Source organism: Croceicoccus ponticola (assembly GCF_004004515.1).
Lineage (GTDB): Bacteria > Pseudomonadota > Alphaproteobacteria > Sphingomonadales > Sphingomonadaceae > Croceicoccus > Croceicoccus ponticola.
The window spans coordinates 14,298-38,486 of record NZ_RXOL01000003.1 but is presented as its reverse complement, the minus strand read 5'-3'; the positions used below and the strand labels follow the sequence as shown (position 1 = coordinate 38,486).

General features: G+C 63.7%; 24 protein-coding genes and 1 other RNA gene. 10 read left to right on the top strand and 15 right to left on the bottom strand.

The window, feature by feature from the left end; translation table 11 throughout:
- Positions 1-35: 35 nt before the first annotated feature.
- Positions 36-1,085 carry a diacylglycerol/lipid kinase family protein gene (locus tag EKN06_RS08185; RefSeq protein WP_164843996.1) on the top strand — a complete coding sequence of 350 codons (1,050 nt, stop codon included), beginning with the start codon at positions 36-38 and terminating at the stop codon, positions 1,083-1,085.
- Positions 1,086-1,090: 5 nt separating this feature from the next.
- Positions 1,091-1,999, top strand: coding sequence for a hypothetical protein (locus EKN06_RS08180; RefSeq protein ID WP_127612430.1), 909 nt, complete (start codon positions 1,091-1,093; stop codon positions 1,997-1,999).
- Between the two features lie 7 nt (positions 2,000-2,006).
- Here EKN06_RS08180 and EKN06_RS08175 read toward each other — a convergent pair whose 3' ends face one another.
- The 3 genes from EKN06_RS08175 to EKN06_RS08165 form a co-directional block, all read right to left on the bottom strand.
- Positions 2,007-2,408: a hypothetical protein gene (locus tag EKN06_RS08175; RefSeq protein ID WP_240654691.1), complete on the bottom strand. Its 402-nt coding sequence runs from the start codon at positions 2,406-2,408 to the stop codon at positions 2,007-2,009.
- 81 nt (positions 2,409-2,489) lie between these two features.
- Positions 2,490-3,917 carry a metalloprotease TldD gene (gene tldD / locus EKN06_RS08170; RefSeq protein WP_127612429.1) on the bottom strand — a complete coding sequence of 476 codons (1,428 nt, stop codon included), beginning with the start codon at positions 3,915-3,917 and terminating at the stop codon, positions 2,490-2,492.
- An 80-nt stretch (positions 3,918-3,997) separates the two neighbouring features.
- Complete coding sequence (locus tag EKN06_RS08165) at positions 3,998-4,231, bottom strand: zinc-finger domain-containing protein (protein ID WP_127612428.1); 234 nt, start codon at positions 4,229-4,231, stop codon at positions 3,998-4,000.
- Positions 4,232-4,357: 126 nt separating this feature from the next.
- Here EKN06_RS08165 and EKN06_RS08160 point away from each other — a divergent pair, with 126 nt between their 5' ends.
- From EKN06_RS08160 to EKN06_RS08150, 3 genes are read left to right on the top strand one after another with little or no spacing between them, the layout of a single operon-like run.
- Positions 4,358-5,311 (top strand): ABC transporter ATP-binding protein, encoded by a 954-nt coding sequence (locus EKN06_RS08160; protein ID WP_205693853.1) that lies wholly within the window; start codon positions 4,358-4,360, stop codon positions 5,309-5,311.
- 46 nt (positions 5,312-5,357) lie between these two features.
- Entirely contained in the window at positions 5,358-5,918 is a 561-nt protein-coding gene (locus tag EKN06_RS08155) for a YqgE/AlgH family protein (protein ID WP_127612426.1), read from the top strand.
- Between the two features lie 3 nt (positions 5,919-5,921).
- On the top strand, positions 5,922-6,380 hold the full coding sequence (locus EKN06_RS08150) for a GFA family protein (RefSeq protein ID WP_240654690.1): 459 nt from the start codon (positions 5,922-5,924) through the stop codon (positions 6,378-6,380).
- Between the two features lie 33 nt (positions 6,381-6,413).
- Here EKN06_RS08150 and EKN06_RS08145 read toward each other — a convergent pair whose 3' ends face one another.
- From EKN06_RS08145 to EKN06_RS08130, 4 genes are read right to left on the bottom strand one after another with little or no spacing between them, the layout of a single operon-like run.
- Positions 6,414-6,953: an NUDIX hydrolase gene (locus EKN06_RS08145; RefSeq protein WP_127612702.1), complete on the bottom strand. Its 540-nt coding sequence runs from the start codon at positions 6,951-6,953 to the stop codon at positions 6,414-6,416.
- 35 nt (positions 6,954-6,988) lie between these two features.
- Positions 6,989-7,672, bottom strand: a complete 684-nt coding sequence (locus EKN06_RS08140) for a TPM domain-containing protein (protein WP_127612425.1) — start codon at positions 7,670-7,672, stop codon at positions 6,989-6,991.
- 15 nt (positions 7,673-7,687) lie between these two features.
- On the bottom strand, positions 7,688-8,566 hold the full coding sequence (locus tag EKN06_RS08135) for a TPM domain-containing protein (RefSeq protein ID WP_240654689.1): 879 nt from the start codon (positions 8,564-8,566) through the stop codon (positions 7,688-7,690).
- A complete protein-coding gene (locus EKN06_RS08130) occupies positions 8,520-9,197 on the bottom strand; it encodes a LemA family protein (protein ID WP_127612424.1) in 678 nt (225 codons plus the stop codon). Before EKN06_RS08130 ends, EKN06_RS08135 begins: the two co-directional genes overlap by 47 nt.
- Positions 9,198-9,396: 199 nt before the next feature.
- Here EKN06_RS08130 and mscL point away from each other — a divergent pair, with 199 nt between their 5' ends.
- The 3 genes from mscL to EKN06_RS08115 all read left to right on the top strand — a co-directional run bounded on the left by mscL (position 9,397) and on the right by EKN06_RS08115 (position 10,806).
- On the top strand, positions 9,397-9,858 hold the full coding sequence (gene mscL / locus EKN06_RS08125) for a large conductance mechanosensitive channel protein MscL (RefSeq protein WP_127612423.1): 462 nt from the start codon (positions 9,397-9,399) through the stop codon (positions 9,856-9,858).
- Between the two features lie 27 nt (positions 9,859-9,885).
- Positions 9,886-10,251: a transfer-messenger RNA gene (gene ssrA / locus EKN06_RS08120) on the top strand.
- Positions 10,252-10,599: 348 nt separating this feature from the next.
- Complete coding sequence (locus EKN06_RS08115; RefSeq protein ID WP_127612700.1) at positions 10,600-10,806, top strand: hypothetical protein; 207 nt, start codon at positions 10,600-10,602, stop codon at positions 10,804-10,806.
- Positions 10,807-10,872: 66 nt separating this feature from the next.
- On the opposite strand, the gene EKN06_RS08110 is transcribed toward EKN06_RS08115, so the two are convergent.
- From EKN06_RS08110 to EKN06_RS08095, 4 genes are all read right to left on the bottom strand, one after another.
- Positions 10,873-11,133 (bottom strand): hypothetical protein, encoded by a 261-nt coding sequence (locus EKN06_RS08110; RefSeq protein ID WP_338068088.1) that lies wholly within the window; start codon positions 11,131-11,133, stop codon positions 10,873-10,875.
- Positions 11,134-11,227: 94 nt separating this feature from the next.
- Positions 11,228-12,490: an N-succinylarginine dihydrolase gene (locus EKN06_RS08105; RefSeq protein WP_127612422.1), complete on the bottom strand. Its 1,263-nt coding sequence runs from the start codon at positions 12,488-12,490 to the stop codon at positions 11,228-11,230.
- Positions 12,490-13,506 carry an arginine N-succinyltransferase gene (locus EKN06_RS08100; RefSeq protein WP_127612421.1) on the bottom strand — a complete coding sequence of 339 codons (1,017 nt, stop codon included), beginning with the start codon at positions 13,504-13,506 and terminating at the stop codon, positions 12,490-12,492. Before EKN06_RS08100 ends, EKN06_RS08105 begins: the two co-directional genes overlap by 1 nt.
- Positions 13,507-13,514: 8 nt before the next feature.
- The gene (locus EKN06_RS08095) at positions 13,515-14,756 is read right to left on the bottom strand and encodes a hydrolase (RefSeq protein WP_127612420.1); all 1,242 of its coding nucleotides are present in this window, start codon (positions 14,754-14,756) and stop codon (positions 13,515-13,517) included.
- Between the two features lie 224 nt (positions 14,757-14,980).
- Here EKN06_RS08095 and EKN06_RS08090 point away from each other — a divergent pair, with 224 nt between their 5' ends.
- Both EKN06_RS08090 and EKN06_RS08085 read left to right on the top strand, forming a co-directional pair.
- Positions 14,981-17,083, top strand: a complete 2,103-nt coding sequence (locus EKN06_RS08090; protein WP_127612419.1) for a malate synthase G — start codon at positions 14,981-14,983, stop codon at positions 17,081-17,083.
- A 125-nt stretch (positions 17,084-17,208) separates the two neighbouring features.
- On the top strand, positions 17,209-18,228 hold the full coding sequence (locus tag EKN06_RS08085) for a sensor histidine kinase (protein WP_127612418.1): 1,020 nt from the start codon (positions 17,209-17,211) through the stop codon (positions 18,226-18,228).
- Between the two features lie 28 nt (positions 18,229-18,256).
- Here EKN06_RS08085 and rsmA read toward each other — a convergent pair whose 3' ends face one another.
- The 4 genes from rsmA to EKN06_RS08065 form a co-directional block, all read right to left on the bottom strand.
- Positions 18,257-19,075, bottom strand: coding sequence for a 16S rRNA (adenine(1518)-N(6)/adenine(1519)-N(6))-dimethyltransferase RsmA (rsmA, locus tag EKN06_RS08080; protein WP_127612417.1), 819 nt, complete (start codon positions 19,073-19,075; stop codon positions 18,257-18,259).
- On the bottom strand, positions 19,072-20,070 hold the full coding sequence (gene pdxA, locus EKN06_RS08075; protein ID WP_127612416.1) for a 4-hydroxythreonine-4-phosphate dehydrogenase PdxA: 999 nt from the start codon (positions 20,068-20,070) through the stop codon (positions 19,072-19,074). Before pdxA ends, rsmA begins: the two co-directional genes overlap by 4 nt.
- A gap of 18 nt (positions 20,071-20,088) precedes the next feature.
- Complete coding sequence (locus tag EKN06_RS08070) at positions 20,089-21,471, bottom strand: peptidylprolyl isomerase (protein ID WP_127612698.1); 1,383 nt, start codon at positions 21,469-21,471, stop codon at positions 20,089-20,091.
- A 238-nt stretch (positions 21,472-21,709) separates the two neighbouring features.
- Positions 21,710-24,034: an LPS-assembly protein LptD gene (locus EKN06_RS08065; protein WP_127612415.1), complete on the bottom strand. Its 2,325-nt coding sequence runs from the start codon at positions 24,032-24,034 to the stop codon at positions 21,710-21,712.
- Positions 24,035-24,189: the final 155 nt, after the last annotated feature.

Sequence of the window (24,189 nt, the reverse complement as noted above, 5' to 3'; positions counted from 1 at the left end):
TGATTTTATCACCGTTAACCGCTATGGGCAGCGTGATGAACGGCACTATCTACGACGATTGCACAAGGCCGCTCTTCGCATTCGACAGCGTAGGCGATGCCGCGCCCGGCGAAAAGGCGGAGCCAGCACCACATCGTCGCGCCAATTCGGGTGCTATTCCGAACGTCGTCGTCATTTCAAATCCGCGCAGTCACCGCAACAAGACCCGTGGTCTCGAAGTGCCCGAAGGCGTGCGCATCGAAGAGCCGAAGACGCGGCCCGAACTGCGCCGCCTGTTGGCCGAACTCGTGCGGGACGGGCTGGATCTCGTGATCGTGGCGGGCGGCGATGGCACGGTTCGCGACGTGCTGACGTGCGGCGCGGAAATCTGGGCCGGATCGGAACCCGTTATCGGAGTGTTGCCCTGTGGCAAGACCAATGCGCTCGCCATCGACCTTGGCGTGCCCGACGATGCGACGGTTGCGGACCTGATCGCTTCGTGGCGCGCTGGCTCGACGATCGATCGTTCGCCGATCGAGATCGAACTGGCGGGCGAAGGAACGCCGGTGCTCGGCTTCCTGTTCGGCGGCGGCGCTTTCGTCGATGCCACGGAACTGGCTCAGACGACCCATCGCTGGGGCGCGGTCAACAATCTGGCTGTCGGCATGTCGGTGTTCGGCGGCGTTTTCAGCACGTTTTTCGGCGGCGCGCGTTCGCCCTGGCGGCAGGGCAAGCAGATGGCGATCCGCTATGGCAAGGGCGCACGCCCGCGCCACGGCGCCACGCTCGACAGCGAAGCGGCGCGGTTTCTATTTCTCGCGTCCACCATGGAACGGCTACCGCTCGATGCGGCGGTTTTCGGTGAAAGGCGTGCCGGCCTGAAAACGCTGGTCGTCGATGCGCCACCTAGACGATTCCTGCGCAATTTCGTGCGGATCATGCGCGGTGTCGACGTGCCCGCACTGGAACGCGATGGCATCCACCGGGTCGATGCCGAAGAAGTCCGCGTAATGCTGGAAGGCGGTTTCGTGCTGGATGGCGAACGGTTTCCTGCCGGCGACTACCTGCTGCGGCAGGGCGCTCCCATACGCTTCGCAACCGCCTGATCGCGATGACGCTTGATCCGCTCGCGGCGCGGGTCATGTCGGCCCTGTCCGCCACTGTCCGACCCGAAATCATCGCCTTTGCTGCCAGGCTGGCGCGTGAAAGCGAGGCCCGCGCCGTAATTTTCTACGGGTCGAACTTACGAACGGGCGTGCTCGACGGCGTGCTCGATTTCTATGTCCTGACCGATGGGCCGCGCGAACGGGGACTGTGGCCGCGCGTCGGATATCATGAGATGGAGGCGGACGGCGTCACTCTGCGCGCCAAGGTCGCCCAAATGCGCCTGGCGACATTCGCCCATGCCGCAGCGGGCAGGCACCTCGACACGACGATCTGGGCTCGCTTCGTCCAGCCCTGCGCACTGGCTTGGACCGCGGACGATGCGGCGCGCGATGCCGTTGTTGGGGCGATCCGGACAGCGGCGATGACCGCTGGCCGCTTTGCCGCCGCGCTCGGCCCGGAAGAGGGGACGGAAGCCGATTATTGGGCCGCGCTGTTTCGCGCGACCTATCGTGCCGAATTGCGCGTGGAAAAGGCGGGGCGCGAAGGGCAGATACTGGCTTTCGGCGCCGAGCATTTCGATGGCTTGCTGCCGCTGGCATGGGGCGCGGGTGGGATCGCCTTCGCCCGCGATGGCGACAAGCTGCGACCCGATCTTGCCGGACCGGAAAAGGCTGCGATCCTGAAACGCTGGTCGCAACGCAGGCGGGCGGGCAAGCCGCTTAACATTCTTCGCCTGTTACGAGCCGCAACCACATTCGAAGGCGGGGCGCGCTACCTTGCATGGAAGGTAGAGCGGCATACCGGCGTGGTCGTGCCATTGACGCGGTTTCGCGAACGGCACCCGCTGATCAGCAGCCCGGTGCTGGTCGCAAGTTATCTGCGCGCCCGATCGCGTGCTCGCGCCAAAGGATAACGGCCGGTCAGGATGCCTTTTTGTACGGCACGAAATCGCCAAGGAAGACCGACCCGCTGTAGAAACCGGACTGATCGCGCATCTCTACCGTATCGATATTGCACAGGCGGTTGATCGTCGGTCTGGTCACCATGATATCGCTACGCCGCAACGCTCTGGCGCCATTATCAGGTCGATTGACGTAAAGCGTCGATCCGGCTTCGAAAACGATTGCGGTGCGATCGTAGATCGTGCTGCTGCGAATGCGACTGGTGTCAATGCAACGCACGGGCTCTCCCGCAACGCGTCCTTCAAGCCGTTCAGCCAGACGGACTTCGGGGTCCTTCTTCGCCGCTGCCATGGCCGGTGCCGCGACCAATCCGACGAGAGCCGCCGCCGCGATCATTCTGCGCTTGCTGGTCAATTTCATCATCTCGCTCCTATCGCGACGGGTCGTAGCACAGCGGCGCTTAACCGAGGCTGACTTGCCCCGATGCGGTCAAGTGGCGCGTTACCCGGTGCCGCCGACGGTCAATCCTTCGACCAGCAAGGTCGGCTGACCAACGCCCGCCGGAACGCTCTGCCCGCCCTTGCCGCAAACGCCGACCCCTTCGTCGAGCGCGAAATCGTTGCCGATGCCGACGATCTTTGTCAGCGCGGTCGGGCCGTCGCCGATCAGCGTTGCGCCCTTGATCGGGGCGACGATCTTGCCGTTTTCGACCTTGAACGCTTCGGTACAGGAAAACACGAACTTGCCCGAAACGATGTCGACCTGTCCGCCGCCAAAATTCTTGGCCCAGATGCCGTCTTTCATCCGCGCCATCAGTTCGGCCGGATCGTCGTTGCCCGCTTCCATGAACGTATTGGTCATGCGTGGCATCGGCGCGTGGGCATAGGATTGGCGGCGGCCGTTGCCGGTGGGCTCGACCCCCATGAGCCGGGCGTTGAGGCGGTCCTGCATGTAGCCATTGAGAATGCCGTCTTCGATCAGCACGGTCCTGCTGGTCGGCGTGCCTTCGTCATCGATGGTGAGCGATCCGCGGCGACCGGCGATCGAACCGTCGTCGATTACCGTCACGCCGGGCGCGGCGACGCGTTCGCCGATGCGTCCGGAAAACACGCTCGTCTTCTTGCGGTTGAAGTCGCCTTCCAATCCGTGGCCCACCGCTTCGTGCAGCAGCACGCCGGGCCAACCGGGGCCAAGCAGCACGGGGCAGACCCCGGCGGGCGCAGGCACGCTTTCAAGGTTGACCAGTGCCTGTTCAAGCGCGCTGTCGAGCGCGCGGTTCCAGGTGGCCGGATCGAACAGGTCGTCATAAAGCCGCCGCCCGCCCAGGCCGAATCCGCCGGTTTCGCGCCGTCCGTTCGTTTCCGCGACGATGGATATGTTGAGCCGCACGAGCGGCCTGACGTCGAATGCGGTAAAACCGTCGGGGCGCACAATTTCCACAACCGACCAGCTTCCCATCAGGGTTACGCTGACCTGCCGCACGCGCGGGTCGCGGGCGCGGGCAGCGGCATCGATCGTTTCCAGCAGCTTTACCTTTTCGGCAAACCCGACGGCATCGAGCGGGCTTGCGTCGGTATAAAGGTGCCGGTTCGTCGAGCGCGGCGGTGGGGCCAGCGGCGTCTTCGACGGGTCGAGAAGTTGCAGCGTTTCGCCAGCGCGGCGGATCGCCGAAGCGCTGATGTCGTTGGCATGGGCGAAACCTGTCGCCTCGCCCGAAATACCGCGCAGGCCAAATCCGCTTTCGCACGAATAATCGGCGGTCTTCAGCCGCCCGTCGTCGAAAACGAGCGCTTCGGAAGTGGTGTACTGAAGGAACAGCTCTCCGTCGTCGCAGTCCTTCAACGCCTGATGCGTCAGCGCCTTGGCGGTATCGGGATCAAGCAGCTCCGGCCGGTAGAGCAGCGCACGGGGATCAGCGAAATTTTCCATCGGCGCCATATAGGCACAAATGTAACCGTATCAAAAGAGCGGCCTTTGCCTGACCGCTATTTCGACAAAGCTGGCGAAGATCAGGCGGCCTCTTTGGGCGGGGCGCCGGTCACGTCGTGGGCATGACCGCCCTTCAACACGAAGCGGCGGTCGCAATAACCGCAATCGACGTAACCCTTTTCGTCGATTTCAAGCCACACGCGCGGATGGCCGAGCGCGGACGGGGCAACTCCGTTGCGGGCGCGGATGTCGTCGGCGCCGTCGCATTGCACGCGGGTCGATTCGGTATGGACGGTTTCGGGCGGCTGGATCATGGCCCGGCCATTACCAATGCTGCCGCGCTGCCGCAAGACGATCTGTCCACCCGTGGCGTTCCCGTTGCGCACCCGCTGCGTGCAAACCCTTCGTACGCGGTCTTGCCTCATCATCCGTCATGCCGCATGAGGCGCTGCGTGACCGAAGCAGCCATTTCCATCCGCAACATCACCAAACGCTATGCCCCCACCGGCAAGCAGGACGAGGGCAAGCTCGCGCTCGACGACGTCAGTTTCGACGTGCCGTTGGGCGGGATCTTCGGCCTGCTTGGTCCCAATGGCGCGGGCAAATCGACCTTGATCAACATCATGGCAGGGCTTGTCGGCAAAACCAGCGGATCGATGTCGATCTGGGGTTTCGACATCGACCGCGATCGTCGCAACGCAAAAGCGTCGATCGGGATCGTGCCGCAGGAAATCGTGTTCGATCCGTTCTTCACGCCTGCCGAAGTGCTCGACAACACCGCCGGATTTTACGGCGTGCCCAAGTCCGAGCGGCGAACCGACGAACTGCTTGCCGCCGTGCACTTGTCGGACAAGGCCGACGCCTATGCCCGGTCGCTTTCGGGCGGCATGAAGCGGCGGTTGCTGGTGGCCAAGGCGATGGTCCATTCGCCGCCGATCCTCGTGCTCGACGAACCGACGGCCGGTGTCGATGTCGATTTGCGTCGGCAGCTTTGGGAACTTGTCGTCGATCTCAACAAGCGCGGCGTGACGGTCGTGCTGACGACGCACTACCTCGAAGAAGCCGAGGAGCTTTGCGACCGGATCGCGATCATCAATCACGGCAAGCTGATCGCGGACAAGACGACCCGCGAACTCGTTGCGATGGGGCGCGAAAAAGTCGTCGTGCTGACGCTGGACCGCGACATCGACGTCGCCCCTGCGCACGAAGCTTTCAGCAAGAGCGAGATCACCGGCGACCGTTCCGTGGCGATCACTTATGACATGGACCGGATGAACGCGGGCGACGTGCTGACGCTGCTGAACAGCCAGGGTTATTCGATCGTCGATGTGACGACGCGCGAAGCGGATCTCGAGGACGTGTTCGTCCAACTGACCAGCGACCGCGCAAGCTGATCGGGCGGCCTTTGCGCTCTGCCGCCGCAATGCCTACCCTGGGGGTATGAGCGAAGCGCAATACCTGACGGGTCGAATCCTGCTGGCGATGCCCGGCATGGGCGATCCCAATTTCGACCATGCGGTGATCCCGATCTATGTCCACGAAGACGCGGGCGCGTTCGGCGTCGGCATCGGCGCACTGCGGGAAGGCATCAGCTTTCACGACGTCTTGCACGAACTGGACATAGAGCCCGGCGTTGCGCCCGATTGCGAAGTGCATCACGGCGGGCCGGTCGAACCGGGGCGCGGTTTTGTTCTGCACAGCGCCGACTGGCGGGATGAAAGCACGCTGGATGGCGGTCCGCTCGGCGCGCTTTCCAGTTCTGCTGCGGTCCTGCGGGCCATTGCGGGCGGGACGGGTCCGGGACGCTGGCTGCTGGCGCTGGGCTATGCCGGTTGGGGCGAAGGCCAACTGGACGAGGAAATGCACCGCCACGGCTGGTATGCGGCCGACGGGCGAGAGGCGATCCTGTTCGACACGCCATGGCATGCTCGCTGGACCGCGACGTGGCAGGCGGAGGGCGTGGATCCGTCGCTGCTTGTCGGACAGACCGGAACGGCGTGAGGCATGACAGCCGTGCCGTTTTCGGGCATGGGCGTCGCCATGTTGAGTTTATCGTGCCATTGCGGCCAAGTCCGCATCGAATTGGCCACGCGGCCCGATTACATCAATCAGTGCAATTGCAGCCTGTGCAGCAAAGCGGGCGCGCGCTGGGCCTATTTGGATCCGTCACAAGCGAGCGTCGCTGGAACGACCCACGGATATTGCCGGACCGACAAGGGCGATCCGGCGGCGCAAGTCCGTTTTTGCGCAAACTGCGGCTGCACGACGCATTTCGTCCTGACCGACAGCGCCGTTGCAAAGTTCGGGAACGGGATGATGGGCGTCAACATGCGTCTGGCGGAAGAGGGCGACCTTGTCGGCATCGAATTGCGCTTTCCAGACGGAAGGGCGTGGTCGGGCGAAGGCGATTTTGGCTATGTGCGGGAACCCGTGACGATCTGGCAGCGCGACAAATCGGTTTGAACTGACGGCTTCCCGGATCGAGGGTTGCCACGCCTAGTCGGCGGCGGCAGCCCGATCCAGTAATCCGCCCGCCAGCAGCATCAGCATCCGAACGTCGATGGCCTTGCCCTCGGCGCGCCGGTCGGCGACGAAGCGTTCCACACCGTTCAACGGCACGCGGTGGACCACGATGTCTTCGTGGTGAGTGCCGCCGCCTTCGCCGACTTTCGTCAAACCACGTGCGATGACCAGCGTGAAGCTTTCCGTCACCATGCCCGGGCTGGAAAAAAATTCGCCCGCGTCGATCAGTTCTGCGGCGCGATAACCTGTTTCTTCCTCAAGCTCGCGCCCGGCGGCGTCGAGTGCGTGCTCTTCATCAGCATTGTCCCCGTCTCCGATCAGACCGGCGGGCAGTTCGATGCAAGGACGCGCCAACGGCGTGCGAAACTGTTCGACCAAGAGGACGTGCCCGTCATCGATGGCCAAGATGACCGCCGCCCTGATCGAACGGGCGCGACTGACATATTCCCAGCGACCGCGCTTCTTCGCGACGATCCACTGGCCTTCCCACATCACGTGTTCGTCATCGTGCATATCGTGCGCAGGCCGGTCGTCGTCGTGCAAATCGCTCAAAGTTCGATCAGTCTGTCGGGAACTTCGTTGACGTCATTTTCGGAGCGCGGAAACTTTTCGGCCAGGACCTTGCCGACTTCGGCCACGGCCACGACTATACCATCGGCGATGCGGCCTTCGCGCACTTGCGCGATCATGGCGGCCATCGCCTCGCCCCACACTTCGGGCTCTACCATCGTGGCGATCGCTTCGTCGGCGACGATTTCGGCGCGGTGTTCGCGCATCGAAAGGTAGATCAGGACGCCGGTGCGACCATGCGTCCGCCGTTCGGCCCCCACCTTGAACAGGTCCACCGCACGAGCGCGCACGCGGCCGGTCTTTACCGGAGAGGGGATGAGCGCGAACTTTACCGGTCGCCACAACTGGATGAGCCATGCGGCCAGAAACTTGAGTATGCCGACCGCCGCCGCGATGCCGAAGATTCCGCCCGCGCTCCATTCCGGGTTCCAGTTTCCGGTAAGACGATCGAATTGGCCCAGATAAAATTCGGGCAACAACGCCATGACCGCCAACGCGGTGAACGCCGCCAGCGCCGACCAGGCGAGCGCGATGTCGGCATAGCCGTCGGACCGATCGGCCAGCACCGTGACGATTTCGCCCGAGGTGAGCATCTCCGCCGCGGCAACCGCCTCGCTGACCTGCCTGTGTTCGGCGTCTGAAAGGTAGATCGGCCTAACCATGGAACGCTCCGGTCATCACCAGCTCCCGCTCGCGCCGCCGCCGCCGGACATCCCGCCGCCGAAGCCGCCAAAACCGCCGCCACCAAAACCGCCCCCGCCGCCGGAAAATCCGCCCGATCCGCGTCCGCCCGCGTGGCGCGCCAGTTCGCTGGCGCCCCACATAACGACCCACGGATTGATGCCGCCGCCACCGCGTTGATAACGCCGCCCGCCGCCGCCACGCCCGAACAGGATCATGAACACGACGATCAGCACAATCCAGAAACCGATCCCGGCAAAACTGGGACTGCCCTGTTCTGCCTCCGCCTTTTCAGCCGCAGCAGCGGCCTCGGCGACTGCCTTGGCGTCTGCCGGGGTGCGGTCCAGCTGTGCGATCACTTCGTCCAGCCCCGCATTGATGCCGCCAGCATAATCGCCCGCCTTGAACGCGGGCAGGATCTGGTTGCGCACGACCCGGCCCGCCAGAACATCCGGGAAGATGGGGGTCAGGCCATATCCGACTTCTATCCGCACCTTGCGTTCGTTGGGCGCGACCAGCAACAGCAGGCCCTGATCCGACTTGGCGCCGCCGATGCCCCATTCCTCGAACATGTTGGCAGCGTACATCTCGATCGTTTCGCCATCGAGGCCATTGACGGTGGCCACCACGACGGCGCGACCCGTCCGTTCGTTATATTCGCGAAGGCGCGCGTCCATCGCCGCTTCGTCAGCATCCGGGATGATCCCGGCAGCGTCGAGAATCGGGCCTTCGGGCGGCGCGGGATAGGCCGCGAAGGCCGGCGCCGACAAGACACCGGCCAACAGGGCGCAAAGCGCGAGGAAGCGGATCAGGATGCGCACCATTGGCTCAGTTGGCGGCAGCGGCTGGCTGGTCGGCAACAGGCGCATTGTCATTGGCCGCCGGGGCCGGTTCGCCACCCATGTTGCCGAAATCCACCGTCGGCGCCTCCTGTGCGTCGGGTGCGGCGTTGAACGGAGCCATGGGTTTTGCACCATGGATGATCTTTGCGCCGATGATGTCGGGGAACGTGCGGATCGTCGTGTTATATTCCTGCACCGCTTCATTGTAGCGGACGCGGGCGACGTTGATCTGGTTTTCCGCGCCCTCGAGCTGGACCATCAGATCTGCGAAGCGCGCCTGGCTTTGCAGTTGCGGATAGTTTTCGACCACGGTGCGAAGCTGGCCCAGCGCCTGCGTCAGCTGGTTCTGGCTTTCCGAAAAGCGGCGCAGTTCTTCAGGGTTGGACAGATCGTCGGTCGTGATGTTGATGCTGGTCGCGCGGGCGCGGGCTTCGGTCACGTTGGTCAGGATCTGCGTTTCCGAAGCGGCGGCGGCTTTCACCGTCGACACCAAATTGGGGACCAGATCGGCGCGGCGCTGATAGGCGCTTTGCACGTCGGCCCAACGAGCCTTGGCGTTTTCCTCTGCCGTGGGCACGGAATTGATGCCGCATGCAGAAAGGGTCAGCGCAGCAAGGCCGGCGACGGCAAGCCTGACAGCGCGAGTAATGGAGCTGGTGGTCATGCGATCAGTATCCTCTTGAATTCAGGCCCGCGGCAAAGGCGTCTGGCGATGCCGACGGTGTATTAGCAGTATAAGGCGCTTTCGAAACGCTGCAACAGGAAGCGGACGTTTCGGGGATAGTCATGAACCAAGGCTTGCCTGACGAAGATCCATGGGCAGGATGGCGGCGAGGGATCGCAAGCGTTGAAGGGGCAAGCACATGTTCGGCGAGTTCAGAAAATTCATCGCGCGGGGAAATGTCCTCGACCTGGCTGTCGGCGTCATCATCGGCGCGGCATTCGGCAAGATCACGACATCGCTTACCGAAAGCATCATCATGCCGCTGATCGGCGCGGTGTTCGGTTCGGTCGACTTTTCGAACAAGTTCATCATGCTGGGCTCCGTGCCAGCAGGGTACGACGGCGCGCTCGACAACTATGCCGCGCTGAAGGAAGCGGGCGTGCCGATGATCGGATATGGCGATCTGATTACGCAGATGCTGAATTTCCTCATCATCGCCTTTGCCCTGTTCCTGCTGGTCCGTGGCGTCAACCGGATGATTGACGCGATGGAGGAGGAGAAGAAGGCTGCCGAGGCGACGGCCGATACGCCGTCGGTGCCAACCGATCCGCATCTCGACACGCTGAAGGAAATCCTGACCGAACTGAAGAAGCGGCCGTGATCGCCTTCGCTCAAAATCGGCCATTGGTCACTTCACATTAAGCCAAGGGTCGCTATATAGGGCGTGCCGGTTTCGACCGGATATGGCGATAAATTGCGGTGTGCAATAGGCACAGCGGACCCGGGGGCAGTACCCGGCGGCTCCACCAGTTTTCCCCGCCAAGCCCTTGTTATCGGAGGGGCCGTGGGGTTGGATCATGGGGCCGAACCAGGATCGACGTGTGTTGAAAGGCACTGTTTTTGCCCGGGCTGAGTAACCCGTTTAAGGCTCAAAAACCCACAAGTGCCAACGATAACGAAGCACTCGCTCTCGCAGCGTAATCTGACGGCCTAACGGCCTGATCTTACAAAGCCAAAGCGCGGTTGGACCCACCGGGCAACAGAAGGGATACCGGGGCCTCGGGGGGCGGCTAGCAACAGAAGTCCCCCCACCTTACCGTCGATGGATAGGCTGATGGCGCAGTCGACTCGGACGGTCCAGCCCCCCAAAGATAATGGGCGGGCGGACAGCAACAGAAGTCTTCCACCTTAGGTTTGCGTGCAAGCGCGCGAATATTGCCGCGCCGCCCTCTTTTCTATTCCGACTCGACATCGCGTGGTATGGTGCCGTTGCTGCCTCGCGAATGCGTGACCGGCAGCCAATGATAGCGGCCCGCTCCGCGAAACTCGCGCGAATCCGTGCAACCCTACGGCCGGTTCGCCCCGCCGCTATGCCGGGCCGCGTATGAGCGGAGCGTACGCGATGGAGAGAATCGGCGAAGAAGTGCACATTCCGACGGACGAAGCGCGTGGCGGCGAAACGCCGCATATCATGCGCTATGTCCTGTTGTTCAGCATCCTGCTGGCGATCATCGTTCTTTCAACTGTCTGGATCGTCGGCGCTTGGCAGCAAGCCCCGTCTAAGGGCGATCCCGTCACCGCCGAAGAACATGCTTTGGGTGGTGGGTGAACATAAAAAGGGGGCGATTCCACCAGGAACCGCCCCACGATTTTGCTAGTGACTTCTCGATCGATCTCAGGTTTCGGCGGGCATTGCCTTGTCCTGAGGAGAACCTTTTTCGTGGCGGACGCAGTCGAGCATCTTGGCCCCGGCCATGAACACGGAACCGGTGCAGGCAAGGAACAGCAGTTTTCCGCCAATGCCGGGATATTGGCCGAGATAGGTCGTGCCCCGTTCGATTGCACCAAGTGCGAGTGCGTAAATCACCATGAACACTTCGAGGCGCGTCTTGATGACAAACAAGCGTCCCAGCTTCTTGCACTTGGCGAGGAACACGCGGCGGTTACCTTCTTCTGCGTCCGATCGACCCGACTGCCGAGCCTTCACGTTAAGAAAACAGTAACCGCTAGTAAGTTCCGAAGCAAAAGCGTTAACCTAATTCGTTAAGGTTCAGGGATTGCAGAAGAAAAATTCGTGCTTTCTCCACCTGTTCGCTAAGTTCGAAGCTGCCGATTAGCGTAGGATCGATGGTCTCGGGCCAATATTCTTCCACGATTGTCGCAATCGAATCGAGCTTTTCGGCGTCGAGCAGGAAACGCGAATCGACCGTCGCCGGATCGGCCACCACGCGCAGACGCAGACAGGCCGGGCCGCCGCCGTTGGCCATCGATTGGCGCACGTCGACGGGCAGCACCCGACGGATCGGGCCATTGCCGCTTTGCATCCGATCCAACCAGCCGCTGACGGAAGGGCTTTCGACGCATTCGCCGGGGACTACCAGACCCATGGAGCCATCGGGCAGGGTGAGCAGCTGCGCATTGAACAGGTAGCTGGAGATCGCTTCCTCAAGGCTGACGGCGCTGGCGGGTACTTCGACGATTTCCGCCCCGGGCACGGCATCGCGGATCGCGGCGTAGGCTGCATCCCGGTCGGCAAAGGCCTGTTCGTGGCAAAACAGCACGTTTTCGTTGGCGACGGCAACGACATCGTTGTGAAATGCGCCGGCCTCGATCGCGGTAGAGGACTGTTCGATGAACAAGCTGCGCTCGGGCCCAAGCCCGTGGCGGCGCGCGATGGCGCGGCTCGCCTGTTCGTGCTGGCGCGCGGGGAACCGGCCGCCGGGCCTGCCATAGACGAAGATCTCGACACAGGGTTCGCCATGCGCCTGACCCATCCGCATGTGGTTGGCCGCGCCTTCGTCGCCAAAGGTCGCTGGCACCGGGCCGTGCACCGCAAAGTGACGTTCGTCGGCAAAGGCCACGCGCAGCTGCGCCAGCGTATCGGCCCATTCGATGGAACGGTGCGGCATCGTGACGAGGTTCGCAACCGAAAGATGGCACCGACCATCGGCCGTATCGGGCGCGGGGCTGACGGTCGCGGCGTTGGCGGTCCACATCGAACTGGCCGACCATGCCATGGCGGTAAGCGCGGGGTCTGCGTCAACGTCGACAGACATGTCGGACAGGAACTGCGTGTTGGGGCGGGGCAGGGGCAGCAGGAACCCCTGCGTCAGCCCCAGCGCCATGTTGTGCCGCATCTTGGCGAGACCCTGCAGCGCGGCGGCCCGGGGATAAGCGATTTTCCCCGCGCTTTTCGTCGCGGCCAGGTTGCCGAGGCTGAGGCCGGAGTAATTGTGGCTCGGCCCAACGATGCCGTCGAAATTGATTTCGACGAGGTTTTCGTTCCCGCCCATCAGCGCGCTGCCCAGCTTACGGTATCGCCAGGCTGTGCATGCAGCGCGTCGCCCGCCGCTTGGTCGATTGCCAGCGTGCCGTCGGCGCGGACTTCGACATCACCCATCGTGCAACGGAAGTCCGCCAGTCGTCCCCGCGCGACGAGCGCCTTCATGCCATGGTCGGCGGCGTCGGGGGCAACGATCGCCTGTGCGGCAGAGGAGATGGTGCGGACATTGTCGGTCCGCGCGGTCATCGTCGGTCCGCCGTCGAAGATGTCGATGTAGTTTTCCCAAGCAAACCCTTCTTCCTCCAGCATGCGCATCGCAGGGCGGCCGGTCTTGTGGGGCACGCCGATGGCGCTGCGCGCTTCGTCACTGATCATTGCGACATAGACCGGTTGCTTGGGCATCAGGTCGGCGATGAACTGGTTGCCGTTCAGCGCGTTGAAATCATCTGCCTCGCGGAAATTCATGCCGAAAAATCGCCCGGCGACACCGTCCCAGAACGGCGAATTGCCGTTTGCATCGACGATGCCCCGCAGTTCGGCAAGGATGCGGTCGGAAAAGCGTGCGCGGTGCATCGCGATGAACATGTACCGGCTGCGCGCCAGCAACATGCCAAGACCACCGGCGCGGGCCGACGGATGCAGGAACAGCCCACCCACCTCGCTCGATCCTTCAAGATCGGTGACCAACTGCAACGACCGGTTGCGAAACGTTCGGTCCAGCTCGCGCGAGTATGCAGTGTGGCTGGTGATCCGGTACGAATAGAACGGCCACGATCTGCCGATCTGGCTAAAAATCTGGCACGTGCCGCGGATTGCGCCGGTCTCGACATCTTCCAGCATCATCACGAACAGGTCGTCGCCCACGCTGTCTTCGTCGCGGGCAAGTGCGTCCTCTGTTCGCTGCAATTTAGCCGACAGCGCCGGACGGTTGGCAGGCAGGTTGGTAAAGCCGCCTCCCGTCAGCTTGGCCATTTCGTACATCGCTTCCAAGTCGTCGGCGCGGGCCGGGCGTATTACGTAAGTCATGTGCTGGATCAGCGTCCCTTGTCGAGCGCGCCGGTCGCAAGGCGATGCAGCACGAGAGCGGAGAGTTGCGCGCGTTCGGCCAGCGAGTCCACGATCATGAACTCCTGATGCGAATGGATGGACCCGCCGCGCACGCCCATGGTGTCAACCACGGGGATGCCGCAGGCGGCGATATTGTTTCCGTCGCATACGCCGCCCGAATCCTTGCGCGCGTAATGCAGGCCAAGTCGTTCGCTGCATTCGCGGACTGTTTCGAACAGGCGGGCCGCGCGTTGGTCGACCGGCTTGGGCGGACGCGAGATGCCGCCATGCAGGTGCACGCCGACATCGCGCGCGATGGCGACTTCGTCGAGCATTCGGCGCAGCGTGACGACGAACCGTTCCGCCGCTGCCGTGGTTCGGGGCCGGATATTGAAGCGCAGCACCGCGTGGTCGGGCACGACGTTGTTGGCAGCGCCGCCTTCGATCCGGGCCGGGTTGATCGGAAGATCCGCATGGGCCAGCGCCGCCAGCCGCACCGCGATGTCGGCGGCGGCGACGATGGCATTACGTCCGTCCTGAGGGTTGCGCCCGGCGTGGGCAGACCGGCCGGTGACGATCACGCTGTAATTGCCCGAACCGCCGCGCGCGCCGGCGAACGTGCCGTCGGATTCGGTAGACGGTTCGTAGGTAAGCGCCGCCAGCTTGCCGCGAGCCAGCCGTTCGATCAGCGCGGCGCTGCCCGCGCTGCCGGTTTCCTCGTCCGAATTGATCATGACGTCGTAGCCGATGGCTTGTGCCGCGTCGCAGCCTTCGAACATGGTCAGCGCCTCAAGGATCACGGAAAGACCGCCCTTCATATCGGCAAGGCCGGGGCCATTCAGCACGCCGGGCTCAGGCTCGGTCGTCTCAACAAAGCTCGTGTCGGCGGGAAAGACCGTGTCCATGTGTCCGGTCAAGAGGATGCGTCGCTCCGATGTCGGCCTGACGGAAAGCACCACGTTGCGCCCGCGTTCGATCGCGACCTCGCGCCCGTCGGCATCAATGGCGGACACCGGCGCGGCAGCCTCCAGCCGCACCTCGCCGGGCAGGGCCGAAAAAGCGTCGGCCAGCGCCTGCGTCTGAATGCCGAGGCCCGCCAGGTTGCCGGTGCCGGTCTGGATCGCGCTCCACTCCAGCGTCCGCCGCAGCATTGCCGACGCATCCACGCGATCGAGCATCGCGCGGGTTTCGGGTGTCAATTCGATCACGTCGGTTGCATCAGGTTTCATCGGCAACGATCCCTAGCGGTCGTGGACAGGTTTTGCCAACACCGCGTGCTGACCCTAACGCGCCGGCCCGTCCGATGGTAGTGCTTGCCAGCGTCCGCCGTGCTTGGCATGAGCCGGCCCGGCGAATCTACATCCTCCCTCCCCGACGAGCGTTCGGATCGATTTTTGCGATCCGCGCGTGCGAAGGGTCGTGATTTCAATTCGAACAAAAGGCAGGCAGGTTTATGGTTGATCGCGTTGAAAAAGCAGGGCTCCTGGTCGAGACTGCGTTGGCGCAGTTCGTGGAGAGCGATGTCCTGGCGCCGCTGGGCATGGATGCCCGCGCGTTCTGGCAGGGCTTTGCCGGCCTCCTGGCGAAGTTCGCGCCGGTCAATCGCCAGCTTCTGGCGAAGCGCGATGAGCTGCAGTCGAAGATCGACGCGTGGCATCAGGATCGTGCCGGCAAGCCGGTCGAAATGGCCGAATACAAGGCTTTCCTGACCGAGATCGGGTACCTCGTCCCCGAACCGGGCGATTTTGAAATCGGCACTCAAAACGTCGATGCGGAAATCGCGACGATGGCCGGGCCGCAGCTGGTCGTGCCCGTCCTTAACGCGCGCTTCGTGCTCAATGCCGCCAACGCCCGCTGGGGCAGCCTTTACGATGCGTTCTACGGCACCGACGCGCTGCCGGATACGCCGCCCGCAACCGGCAAGGAGTACGACCCGGCGCGCGGCGCGGCGGTGGTCGCGGCGGGGCGAAAGTTCATGAATGATGCGCTGCCCGGCTGGGAAGCGGCGCTGAGCGGTGGCGATTGCCCGCACCCGTTCGCCACGCTGACCGGCGGGGCCGAAGGCGTGATGTTCAAGCACAACGGCCTGCACATCGAAATCCATGTTGACCGCAATCATCCCGTTGGCGCCACCGATCCGCTGGGCATTTCGGACATCGTGCTGGAATCGGCACTGACATCCATCGTCGACATGGAAGATTCGATCGCGGCCGTGGATGCCGAGGACAAGCGCGAAGCCTATGCCAACTGGCTGGGCCTGATGCGCGGGACGCTGACGGCGGAATTCCAGAAGGGCGGCCAGACGCTGACCCGCGCCCTGGAGCCGGATCGCACTTATGCGCTGCCGGATGGCAAGACGTTCGACCTGCCGGGCCGCAGCCTGCTGTTCGTGCGCAATGTCGGCCACCTGATGACCAACCCGGCGATCCTGCTGCCAGACGGCAGCGAGATTCCCGAAGGCATCATGGACGCGGTGATCACCAGCGCCTGCTCGTGCCACGATCTCGAAGGGCTGGGCAAGTTCCGCAACAGCCGCACCGGATCGATCTACATCGTGAAGCCCAAGATGCATGGACCCGAAGAATGCGCGTTCACCAACGACCTGTTCGACGCGGTCGAAGACCTGCTCGCCCTTGCACGCCACACGATCAAAGTTGGCGTGATGGACGAAGAACGCCGCACTTCCGCGAATCTCGCTGCCTGCATTCATGCGGTGAAGGACCGCATCGTGTTCATCAACACCGGCTTCCTTGATCGCACCGGCGACGAGATGCACACCTCGATGCAGGCCGGGCCGATGATCCGCAAAGGCGCGATGAAGGGCAGCGACTGGATCGACGCGTATGAAAAGCGCAACGTCGCCATTGGGCTGAAGCACGGACTGTCGGGGAAGGCGCAGATCGGCAAGGGCATGTGGGCCGCGCCCGATCGCATGGGGCAAATGCTGGTCGAAAAGATCGGCCATCCGATGACAGGGGCGAACACCGCTTGGGTTCCGTCCCCGACTGCCGCGACGCTGCACGCGCTGCACTATCATCAGGTCGACGTGTTCGCCCTGCGTGACGCGATCGCCGCACAGGGCGTACCCTCGCTCGACCGACTGCTGACCGTGCCCCTGGCCGATGGCGTCAACTGGTCGGAAGAAGAACTGCGCGAGGAGCTCGACAACAATGCGCAAGGGCTGCTGGGCTATGTCGTACGCTGGATCGATCAGGGTGTCGGCTGTTCCAAGGTGCCGGACATCAACGACGTCGGGCTGATGGAAGACCGCGCGACCTTGCGCATTTCCAGCCAGCACATGGCCAACTGGCTGCTGCACGGTGTCGTCACCGAAGACCAGGTGATGGACGCGATGCGCCGCATGGCCGCCAAGGTCGATGCGCAGAACGCGGGCGATCCCGCCTACGAACCGCTTGTCGGGAACGAGGACGGCTGCGCGTTCCAGGCGGCCAAAGATCTTGTGTTCAAGGGTCTGGAGCAGCCGTCGGGATATACCGAACCGCTGCTTCATGCATGGCGCCGGGTGAAGAAGGAACGCAACGCCGCCGGGGCATGAGCGCCCGTTCCGAGAAATTCTTGTCCTGATACTGATGTTTAGTCTATAATCCCGGGATTGGCCGTCTTCGCATATCGTGCGGCTATCCCGGGGGGCGACCCCAAAGCTTCGATGCGAGGGTCGCAATGCATCGTCTTGCCAGTTACGACGTAAGTTCGCGTTTTCGCTCGCCTGCCGTTCGGCTGGCCGCCGAAGCGCTTTTCGGGCTGGTGTGCGCCCTGACCATGATTGGGTTGCGCAGCCTCGTCGATGTCATCGCACCGTCGTCGGGCCCCTTCGCGCTCGTCTATCCCACGGTGCTGATCGCCACCTTGTTCGGGCACTGGCGCGGCGGGTTGGTCGCGTATCTGATCAGTTTCTTCTGGGCATGGTGGTATGTCCTGCCCACCGTTGGCAGCTTCGAATTCGAGGTGCCGAACGATGCATCGCGCGTCGCCATCAACCTCATTTCGGTCGCCGTCGTTGCGGTTTTTGCCGAAGCGTTCCGCCGTGCGGTAAAGGGCGCGGCCATCGCTCGCGATGCCGAAATCGAGCGGCGCGGCATGCTGCTGGCCGAGCTTGAGCATCGTACGAAGAATAACTTCGCGCTCGTCGCCAGCCTGCTGGAACTACAGAAACGGCGCACGTCCGATGCGGCGGTGGCCGATGCGATCGAGCAGGCGACGGGCCGGGTTCATACGTTTGCCCGCGCCTATGCCAATCTGGTCGACAGTCAGGGCGAGGGCGCGAGTGTCGAGATGGAAAACTATCTGCACGAAGTCGTCGGTCATATGCACGACGGTGCGTTCGACGATGGGGTGCAGGTCACTTGTCACGTCGAACCCTGCATCCTGCCGCGGCAGGTTGCGGTGGCAATCGGCCTTTTCGTGAACGAGGCGCTGACCAACTGCGCCAAATACGCCTTTCCCGAAGGGCGCGTCGGCCGGGTCGAGGTCGCGTTCGCACGTGGCGATGCGGACTGGTCGGTCTCCGTTCGGGATAACGGCATAGGTTTGGGCGACGGCACCAATGTCGCAGGCGGGAAGTCCACCAACGGGATGGGCGCGGGTTTGATGCAGGCTTTTGCCTGCCAAGCCGGTGCGACTTATGCGATCTGCCCGCAGGAGGAAGGGCACTGCGTCCGCATGGAAAGTGTCGCGGCCTAGCGCCGATTGCCGCCGGCCTGACGGTGTATCAGGCCGACAGACGTTCCGCGATCGCGACGAATTCCCCGACGGACAGCGTTTCCGCCCGCCGCGTATCGTCTATGCCAAGCGCGGCGAGCGCATCGAGCGCGCCGGGAAGGCGTTTCAGGCTCTGGCGCAGCATCTTGCGACGTTGGCCAAACGCAGCCTCGGTGACAGCCTCCAGCACCGGGCTGTCGACACCCGGCGGTGCGGGGATCGGCACGACAGACACGATCGCGCTCATCACTTTTGGTGGCGGGGTAAAGGCGCTGCGATGCACCTTCATCGCGATGCGGGCACGGGCACGCCATTGGGACAGGATGGACAATCGGCCATAAATGCCGCCGCCCGGTTCGGCGACGATGCGCTGGGCGACTTCCTGCTGGAACATCAGCGTCAGCGAAGTCCACTGCGGCGGCCATTCGCGTCCGCTCATCCAGCCGGTAAAAAGCGCGGTGCCGATATTGTAGGGCAGGTTCGCGACGATCGCATAGTTACCCGGAAACAGCGTGGCCGGATCGATGCCCATCGCATCGCCTTCGATCACGCGAAGCTTGCCGGGAAAGGCGGCCTCTACTTCGGCCAGCGCGGGCAGGCAGCGGCGGTCCATTTCGATCGCGGTGACGTTTGCCCCTGCGCGAAGCAGCGCGCGGGTGAGGCCACCGGGACCGGGACCGATCTCCAGCACGTCTTGCCCGTGGAGATCGCCAGGAATGGCTGCGATGCGATCCAGCAGTTGTTCGTCGAGCAGGAAGTTCTGCCCCAACGCCTTTGACGCGGAAAGACCGTGCTGGCGGATGGTCTCGCGGATCGGCGGCAGGCTCATGCGAAGTTCGCCCGACGCGCGGCGCAGTCGGCGGCCATGCGGATTGCCGCGACGGTCGGCCCGGCGCTGGCGCGGCCAGTACCGGCGAGCGCAAAGGCGGTGCCGTGATCGGGCGAAGTGCGGATGATCGGAAGGCCGAGCGTCACGTTGACCCCGGCATTGAAATCAAGCGCCTTCAAGGGGATCAGCGCCTGGTCGTGGTACATGCACACGGCAAGGTCGTAGCGTTCGCGCGCCTCTGCATGGAACATCGTGTCGCCCGCCAAGGGACCGGTGACGCCCATCCCTTCGGCACGCAATTGCTCGACCGCCGGTGCGATGACACGGATTTCCTCGTCGCCCATGCGGCCTTGCTCTCCCGCATGGGGATTCAGCCCCGCCACCGCGATGCGCGGCCGGGCCAGCCCGAAATCGCGCTGCAAAGCCCGTGCCGCGATGCGGATGCGCCGCGCGATCAGGTCGATGGTCAAAAGGTTCGGTACGGCAGCGAGCGCGACATGGACGGTCATCGGCACGACCCTAAGCGACGGTCCGGCCAGCATCATCACCGCATCGTCGGCCGCGATGCCGCAGGCGGCAGCGACGAATTCGGTCTGTCCGGGATGCGAAAAACCGATTTTCTGCAATTCCGCCTTGGCAATCGGGCCGGTGACGAGCGCGCTCGCCTCTCCCGCTACGGTCAGCGCGGTCGCGCGTTCGAGCGAAGCCAAGGCCATGCGCGCGCCTTCGTGCGTAGGCATGCCCGGCGTCTGGTCCAGCGGCCCGAGATCGAGCACCGGAAGCGCAGCGCCGAACAAGTCAGCGGCCTGGGAAAGGTCCGTGATGGCGCGAACCGGTATTGCGCCGGCAACCGACTGCATGTGTGACAGGCTGGCGACGACGGCGAAGGGCGCAAGGTCATGATCGGCCCGCGTCAGCCAAGCCTTTGCCAACAATTCGGGCCCGACGCCCGCCGGATCGCCGGAAGAGGCGACGAGCGGGCCCCGGACCGTCACTGTATCGATACCATCGGCTCAGTTGTACTCGATAACCGCGTCGCGACGCAGGTCGCGCAAGTAGATCTGGGCGCGCTTGTTGACGCGCTCATCCTCGACCTGTGCCATCAGTTCGTCGAAGGTCGGGCCGCCCGCCATCTGCGGATCGGTGCGTCCGCACAGCATCAGCACACGCACGCCTTCTTCGGCCGAGCCGAACGGCTGGGTGATCCCGCCCTGCGGCAGCGCGAGCAACGTGTCCTGCAATTGCGGCGGCAGATCCTTGACGCGGATGTTGTCGTTGCTGACGATCTCTGCGCCAATGGCGGCGGCGCCTGTTTCGGCCGCTCCGCAACCCGATATCTGCTTCACGTCCTCGGCAAACTTCTTGGCTTTGGCCTCCGCCTGCTTGGCTGTGGTTCCGGCAGGGAAGCTGATCGAAATCTGCTTCAGGCTCAGCAATGCTTCGCGCTCGTCGGCCATCAGCACCTTGCGCTTGTCGATGAGGTACAGGAGCGAAAAGCCGCCGCGCAATTCGACCGGACCGACCAGCTGGCCCGAATTCATGGCGCTGGCCGCTTCGGCCAGTTCAGGCGGAAGCTGCGCCGTGCGGACCCAGCCCAGGTCGCCGCCGACCGCCGCTGTCGATGCCTGGCTGAACTGGCGGGCATAAGCCACGAAGCTGCCGCCCTGGCGCAGCTGTTCCATGATCTGCTGGGCCTGCTGGCGAGCCTGCGGCTTGGTCTCGGCGGTTGCGGCGATAAAGATTTCGCCGAGGCGATATTCCTCGGTGCCCTTGTCCGCCTTTAGCCGTTCAAGCCGTTCGTTCACTTCTTCTTCGGACACGTTGATGAACGGCGCGATGTTGCGGCGCAGGATGCGCTGCCACGACAGTTCGCCCTTGATCTGCCGCTTCATCGAAGCGGGCGACGACTTGACCGAAGCGAGATAGGCGTCGAGCTGTTCGGGCGTCATGCCGAAGTTTTGCTGCGAGACGCGATTGTAGGTTGCCTCCACCTCGGCGTCGCCGACGCCGACGTCGGATGCTTCGGCTTCCTGGATCTGTAGCGTTTCGTCGATCAGGTTCGACAGGACCTGCGCACGAAGGCGGGCGAGTTCTTCGGCGCCGATCTCGTTCTTGTTGGCAGCCATGACCAGCGCAAGCCGCTGTTCGATATCGGTGCCGGTGATGATCGCGCCATTGACGATGGCGGTCGCGCCGCGAAACTGGTTGGCATCCACCCTGCCGAAGGTCGATGCATTGGCGGGCAGGTTCAGGTCGGCGCTAGCGCCGGGATCTTCCTGGTTCGCGGCCTGTGCCGCTGCGGTCTGGCCCTGAGCCGCAAGCGGCGATGCGACAAGCGCGCCCGCGCCGAGCGCGAGGCCGACGCGGCCCGCAAGCCGGGCGACCTTGCCACCCATGGTCCCGAAATCGCCCGAGGTCGTTGCAACCTTGCTCATATACTAGCCTGACATCCTTTCACCGCGCGATAAGCAGCGGCCACGTTAGAGGTGCGCATGGCGGGGCCCGGCTTAACGATAGCTGAGCCAGACGGCGCCCCCTTGTCGCACAGGCGTTTAGGGGGCACCTGCGCCAAGGGCAACAGCAACACCGCCGCGCGGGTCGAAAAACCGCACAAAAGCCGCTGCCGCCGTTGCCTTAACGCATGCCGATGTTCTTCAACCGGAAGCGGAACAGGAACGTGTTGCCCCGCTGCGCGTCGCCCGCGGTAAAGCGATCGTCGCGCCAGGTCAGCGCGATCTGCATGCAGTCGTCTTCGTATGCGACGCCAAGCCGCGTGCGCAGCGGGTCGAACCCGTCGGACGTGAGCGTCGGATCCTCGCTGCGGTCGGTCAGGTTGATGACGGTCGATCCAAACACCGACCAGTAATTGGCAAAAGCGACCCGGGCGGCGAGGCGCAATTCCTCGCGGTCGCGAAGGTCTTCGAGCGTGTCGGGGATGTTGCGGTCCAGCCGCAAATAGCCCGCTTCGACGTAGGTGCTGCGCGATCCGACGGTAAGGTCGGCTTCGGTCCGGCGGGGCGAAAGGTGGTCCTTGTCCAACCGGAACCGGTGGGTGAATGAAACGAAATCCTTCCAGCGCACTTCGGTTCGGCCGACGATGTCCGACGTTTGCGAACTGAGCCCGGTGCCATCGGGCAGGATGTCGTTCTGGCTGGACAAACGGTAGCTTTGCCCGACGTTCGTCGTGATGCGCCAACCCGGCGCCAACCATCGCCAGTCGAGGCCATACGTGACACGCGCTCCGTCTTCGACGCGGTCGTAGCCCGGAAAGCGGCTTAACGCGAAGAGGTTCGAATCTTCGAGGTCGACCGCCCGCGCATCTTCGTTCGGAATCGAAAGGTTGCGGATCGGCGGGCTCGCAGTGAACTGGACGCGCGGGGTCAGCACCTGCTGGCCGCCCAGCAATCCGCCCACCAACGGCCATTTCATGTCGATCGCACCGATCGCGATGCCGCGCGCCTGCCAGCCCGGATCGCCGCGATAGAAGTCGACCGTGGTGAGTTCGTTTTCGCTCGAATGATAGACATCCGCGCGGCCCAGCGCGGTGAAGACGATTTCCTGGCCCAGACCGGTCAGCTTGCGCAAGTTCCACGTCGCTGCGGCAAAGGCGCGCCGCGTGTCCTGCCCTTCGTCGCGTTGCAGCAGCAGCGAATTGGCCTGAAGCGTGATGCGCCCCCCCAGCACTGATTCGTCGAGGCGGCGGCGGTAATCGACCAGCGGCAGCGCAAATGGCACCAGCCCTTGATCTTCGCCCTGCCGCAAGCTCTGCGTCGCCCAGCCAGCGATGTTGAGATAGCTGTCTTCGTCGATGCGTTCGGCCTGGATCGTCGAACGCAGCCGGTCGTCGCGGCTGATGTCGTAGCGGCGCAGGAATGTACGATCGCTGGCGAACCGCAGCGAATGGGAAATCGACCAGTTAGGGTCCAGCTGGAAACGGCCATTCGTGTCAAGATAGCCGCGCAAGTCATTTTCACTGTCGATGGACGACGTTGGAGAACCAATCGGGATGCGCGAACTGTTCGTGAGGTAGCCGGTCACCTGATAGGCACCATCCTCGGTCAGCGCCTTGTACTGTCCGGATATCAGTGGCAGCACATCGGTATAGACGTTCGCGCCCAGCGTCACTTCGCGGTTTTCGGCGAGACGCCAATAATATTCGCCGATCACCTCGACGCCGTTCGAATCCGAAAAGCGCAGGTTGGGCGTACCGAAGCCCGACACCGGCCGCCCGTCGGTTCGGACCGTAAGTCCGGGCAGCGGCAGGATCGGCGCACCGAACATTTCGAGCCGGGCACCGCGGAAATTGACCGTCTTCGTGTCGGGATCGTATCGCACGCGCTTGGCCGTGATGCGCCAGCTCGGCTCGCGCGGACAGCCGCCGGGTGTTTCGATCGCACAGGCGCTGTAGGCCGCGTAGTCGAGCATGATCGAGCCGTCTTCGGCCCGGGTGCCATCGCGCGCCGCCAGCCGCGCACCCCCGTCCATGACGAGCAGCATGTTTTCCAGCGCGCCGGCGCGCAGTTCGTCGTCCAGCTCGAGCCGGTCGGTATAGATGACGTTGCCGTCCGCATCGCGCAGGCGAATATTGCCGCTGGCGACGATTTCGCCCGATGTGCGGTTCCACGTGACCGTATCGGCGGAAAGCTGCTGTTCGGTGCGGCGCAGGACAACATTGCCTGCCGCGGTAACCGTATCGTTGTCCGCGTCGTAATCGAGAGAATCGGCCTCGAACCCGATGGAATCGCTGTCTTCCGGGGCATCGATCAGAAAGGGTTCGACCGGCTCTGGTTCGGGGTTCTTGCCGTCGGTCCAGAAGAAATCGGACTGTTGCGCCGCTGCCTTTTCGGCGAACGCAGGCGCAAGGGCGAGCGAGATCGCCAGCGCCAGCAGCGGCAGGCCGCGCGGCACGCGAGTGCGGCACACGTCCGCATCGGCGGCATTTCGGGCGGAGTCGAACATGTTGGGGTGGCTCTGCAATCCGGGCGGCATGGCTTGCCTATCGCACCGCTCATGCCTAACTGCAACGGCGATAGAGCGGCTTTCTGATAACCGCGTGATTCCGGTTTCAAAAGAGACTATGTACGCCGCGAGCCAAGAAATCCCCGAGGAGTCCC

What these genes read in the sequence shown, in the direction of transcription:
- EKN06_RS08185 (WP_164843996.1), top strand. Translation starts at nt 36, where the DNA reads ATGAACGGCACTATCTACGACGATTGCACAAGGCCGCTCTTCGCATTC.
- EKN06_RS08180 (WP_127612430.1), top strand. Translation starts at nt 1,091, where the DNA reads ATGACGCTTGATCCGCTCGCGGCGCGGGTCATGTCGGCCCTGTCCGCC.
- EKN06_RS08175 (WP_240654691.1), bottom strand. Translation starts at nt 2,408, where the DNA reads ATGAAATTGACCAGCAAGCGCAGAATGATCGCGGCGGCGGCTCTCGTC.
- tldD (WP_127612429.1), bottom strand. Translation starts at nt 3,917, where the DNA reads ATGGAAAATTTCGCTGATCCCCGTGCGCTGCTCTACCGGCCGGAGCTG.
- EKN06_RS08165 (WP_127612428.1), bottom strand. Translation starts at nt 4,231, where the DNA reads ATGATCCAGCCGCCCGAAACCGTCCATACCGAATCGACCCGCGTGCAA.
- EKN06_RS08160 (WP_205693853.1), top strand. Translation starts at nt 4,358, where the DNA reads ATGAGGCGCTGCGTGACCGAAGCAGCCATTTCCATCCGCAACATCACC.
- EKN06_RS08155 (WP_127612426.1), top strand. Translation starts at nt 5,358, where the DNA reads ATGAGCGAAGCGCAATACCTGACGGGTCGAATCCTGCTGGCGATGCCC.
- EKN06_RS08150 (WP_240654690.1), top strand. Translation starts at nt 5,922, where the DNA reads ATGACAGCCGTGCCGTTTTCGGGCATGGGCGTCGCCATGTTGAGTTTA.
- EKN06_RS08145 (WP_127612702.1), bottom strand. Translation starts at nt 6,953, where the DNA reads ATGCACGATGACGAACACGTGATGTGGGAAGGCCAGTGGATCGTCGCG.
- EKN06_RS08140 (WP_127612425.1), bottom strand. Translation starts at nt 7,672, where the DNA reads ATGGTTAGGCCGATCTACCTTTCAGACGCCGAACACAGGCAGGTCAGC.
- EKN06_RS08135 (WP_240654689.1), bottom strand. Translation starts at nt 8,566, where the DNA reads ATGACAATGCGCCTGTTGCCGACCAGCCAGCCGCTGCCGCCAACTGAG.
- EKN06_RS08130 (WP_127612424.1), bottom strand. Translation starts at nt 9,197, where the DNA reads ATGACCACCAGCTCCATTACTCGCGCTGTCAGGCTTGCCGTCGCCGGC.
- mscL (WP_127612423.1), top strand. Translation starts at nt 9,397, where the DNA reads ATGTTCGGCGAGTTCAGAAAATTCATCGCGCGGGGAAATGTCCTCGAC.
- EKN06_RS08115 (WP_127612700.1), top strand. Translation starts at nt 10,600, where the DNA reads ATGGAGAGAATCGGCGAAGAAGTGCACATTCCGACGGACGAAGCGCGT.
- EKN06_RS08105 (WP_127612422.1), bottom strand. Translation starts at nt 12,490, where the DNA reads ATGGGCGGGAACGAAAACCTCGTCGAAATCAATTTCGACGGCATCGTT.
- EKN06_RS08100 (WP_127612421.1), bottom strand. Translation starts at nt 13,506, where the DNA reads ATGACTTACGTAATACGCCCGGCCCGCGCCGACGACTTGGAAGCGATG.
- EKN06_RS08095 (WP_127612420.1), bottom strand. Translation starts at nt 14,756, where the DNA reads ATGAAACCTGATGCAACCGACGTGATCGAATTGACACCCGAAACCCGC.
- EKN06_RS08090 (WP_127612419.1), top strand. Translation starts at nt 14,981, where the DNA reads ATGGTTGATCGCGTTGAAAAAGCAGGGCTCCTGGTCGAGACTGCGTTG.
- EKN06_RS08085 (WP_127612418.1), top strand. Translation starts at nt 17,209, where the DNA reads ATGCATCGTCTTGCCAGTTACGACGTAAGTTCGCGTTTTCGCTCGCCT.
- rsmA (WP_127612417.1), bottom strand. Translation starts at nt 19,075, where the DNA reads ATGAGCCTGCCGCCGATCCGCGAGACCATCCGCCAGCACGGTCTTTCC.
- EKN06_RS08070 (WP_127612698.1), bottom strand. Translation starts at nt 21,471, where the DNA reads ATGGGTGGCAAGGTCGCCCGGCTTGCGGGCCGCGTCGGCCTCGCGCTC.
- EKN06_RS08065 (WP_127612415.1), bottom strand. Translation starts at nt 24,034, where the DNA reads ATGTTCGACTCCGCCCGAAATGCCGCCGATGCGGACGTGTGCCGCACT.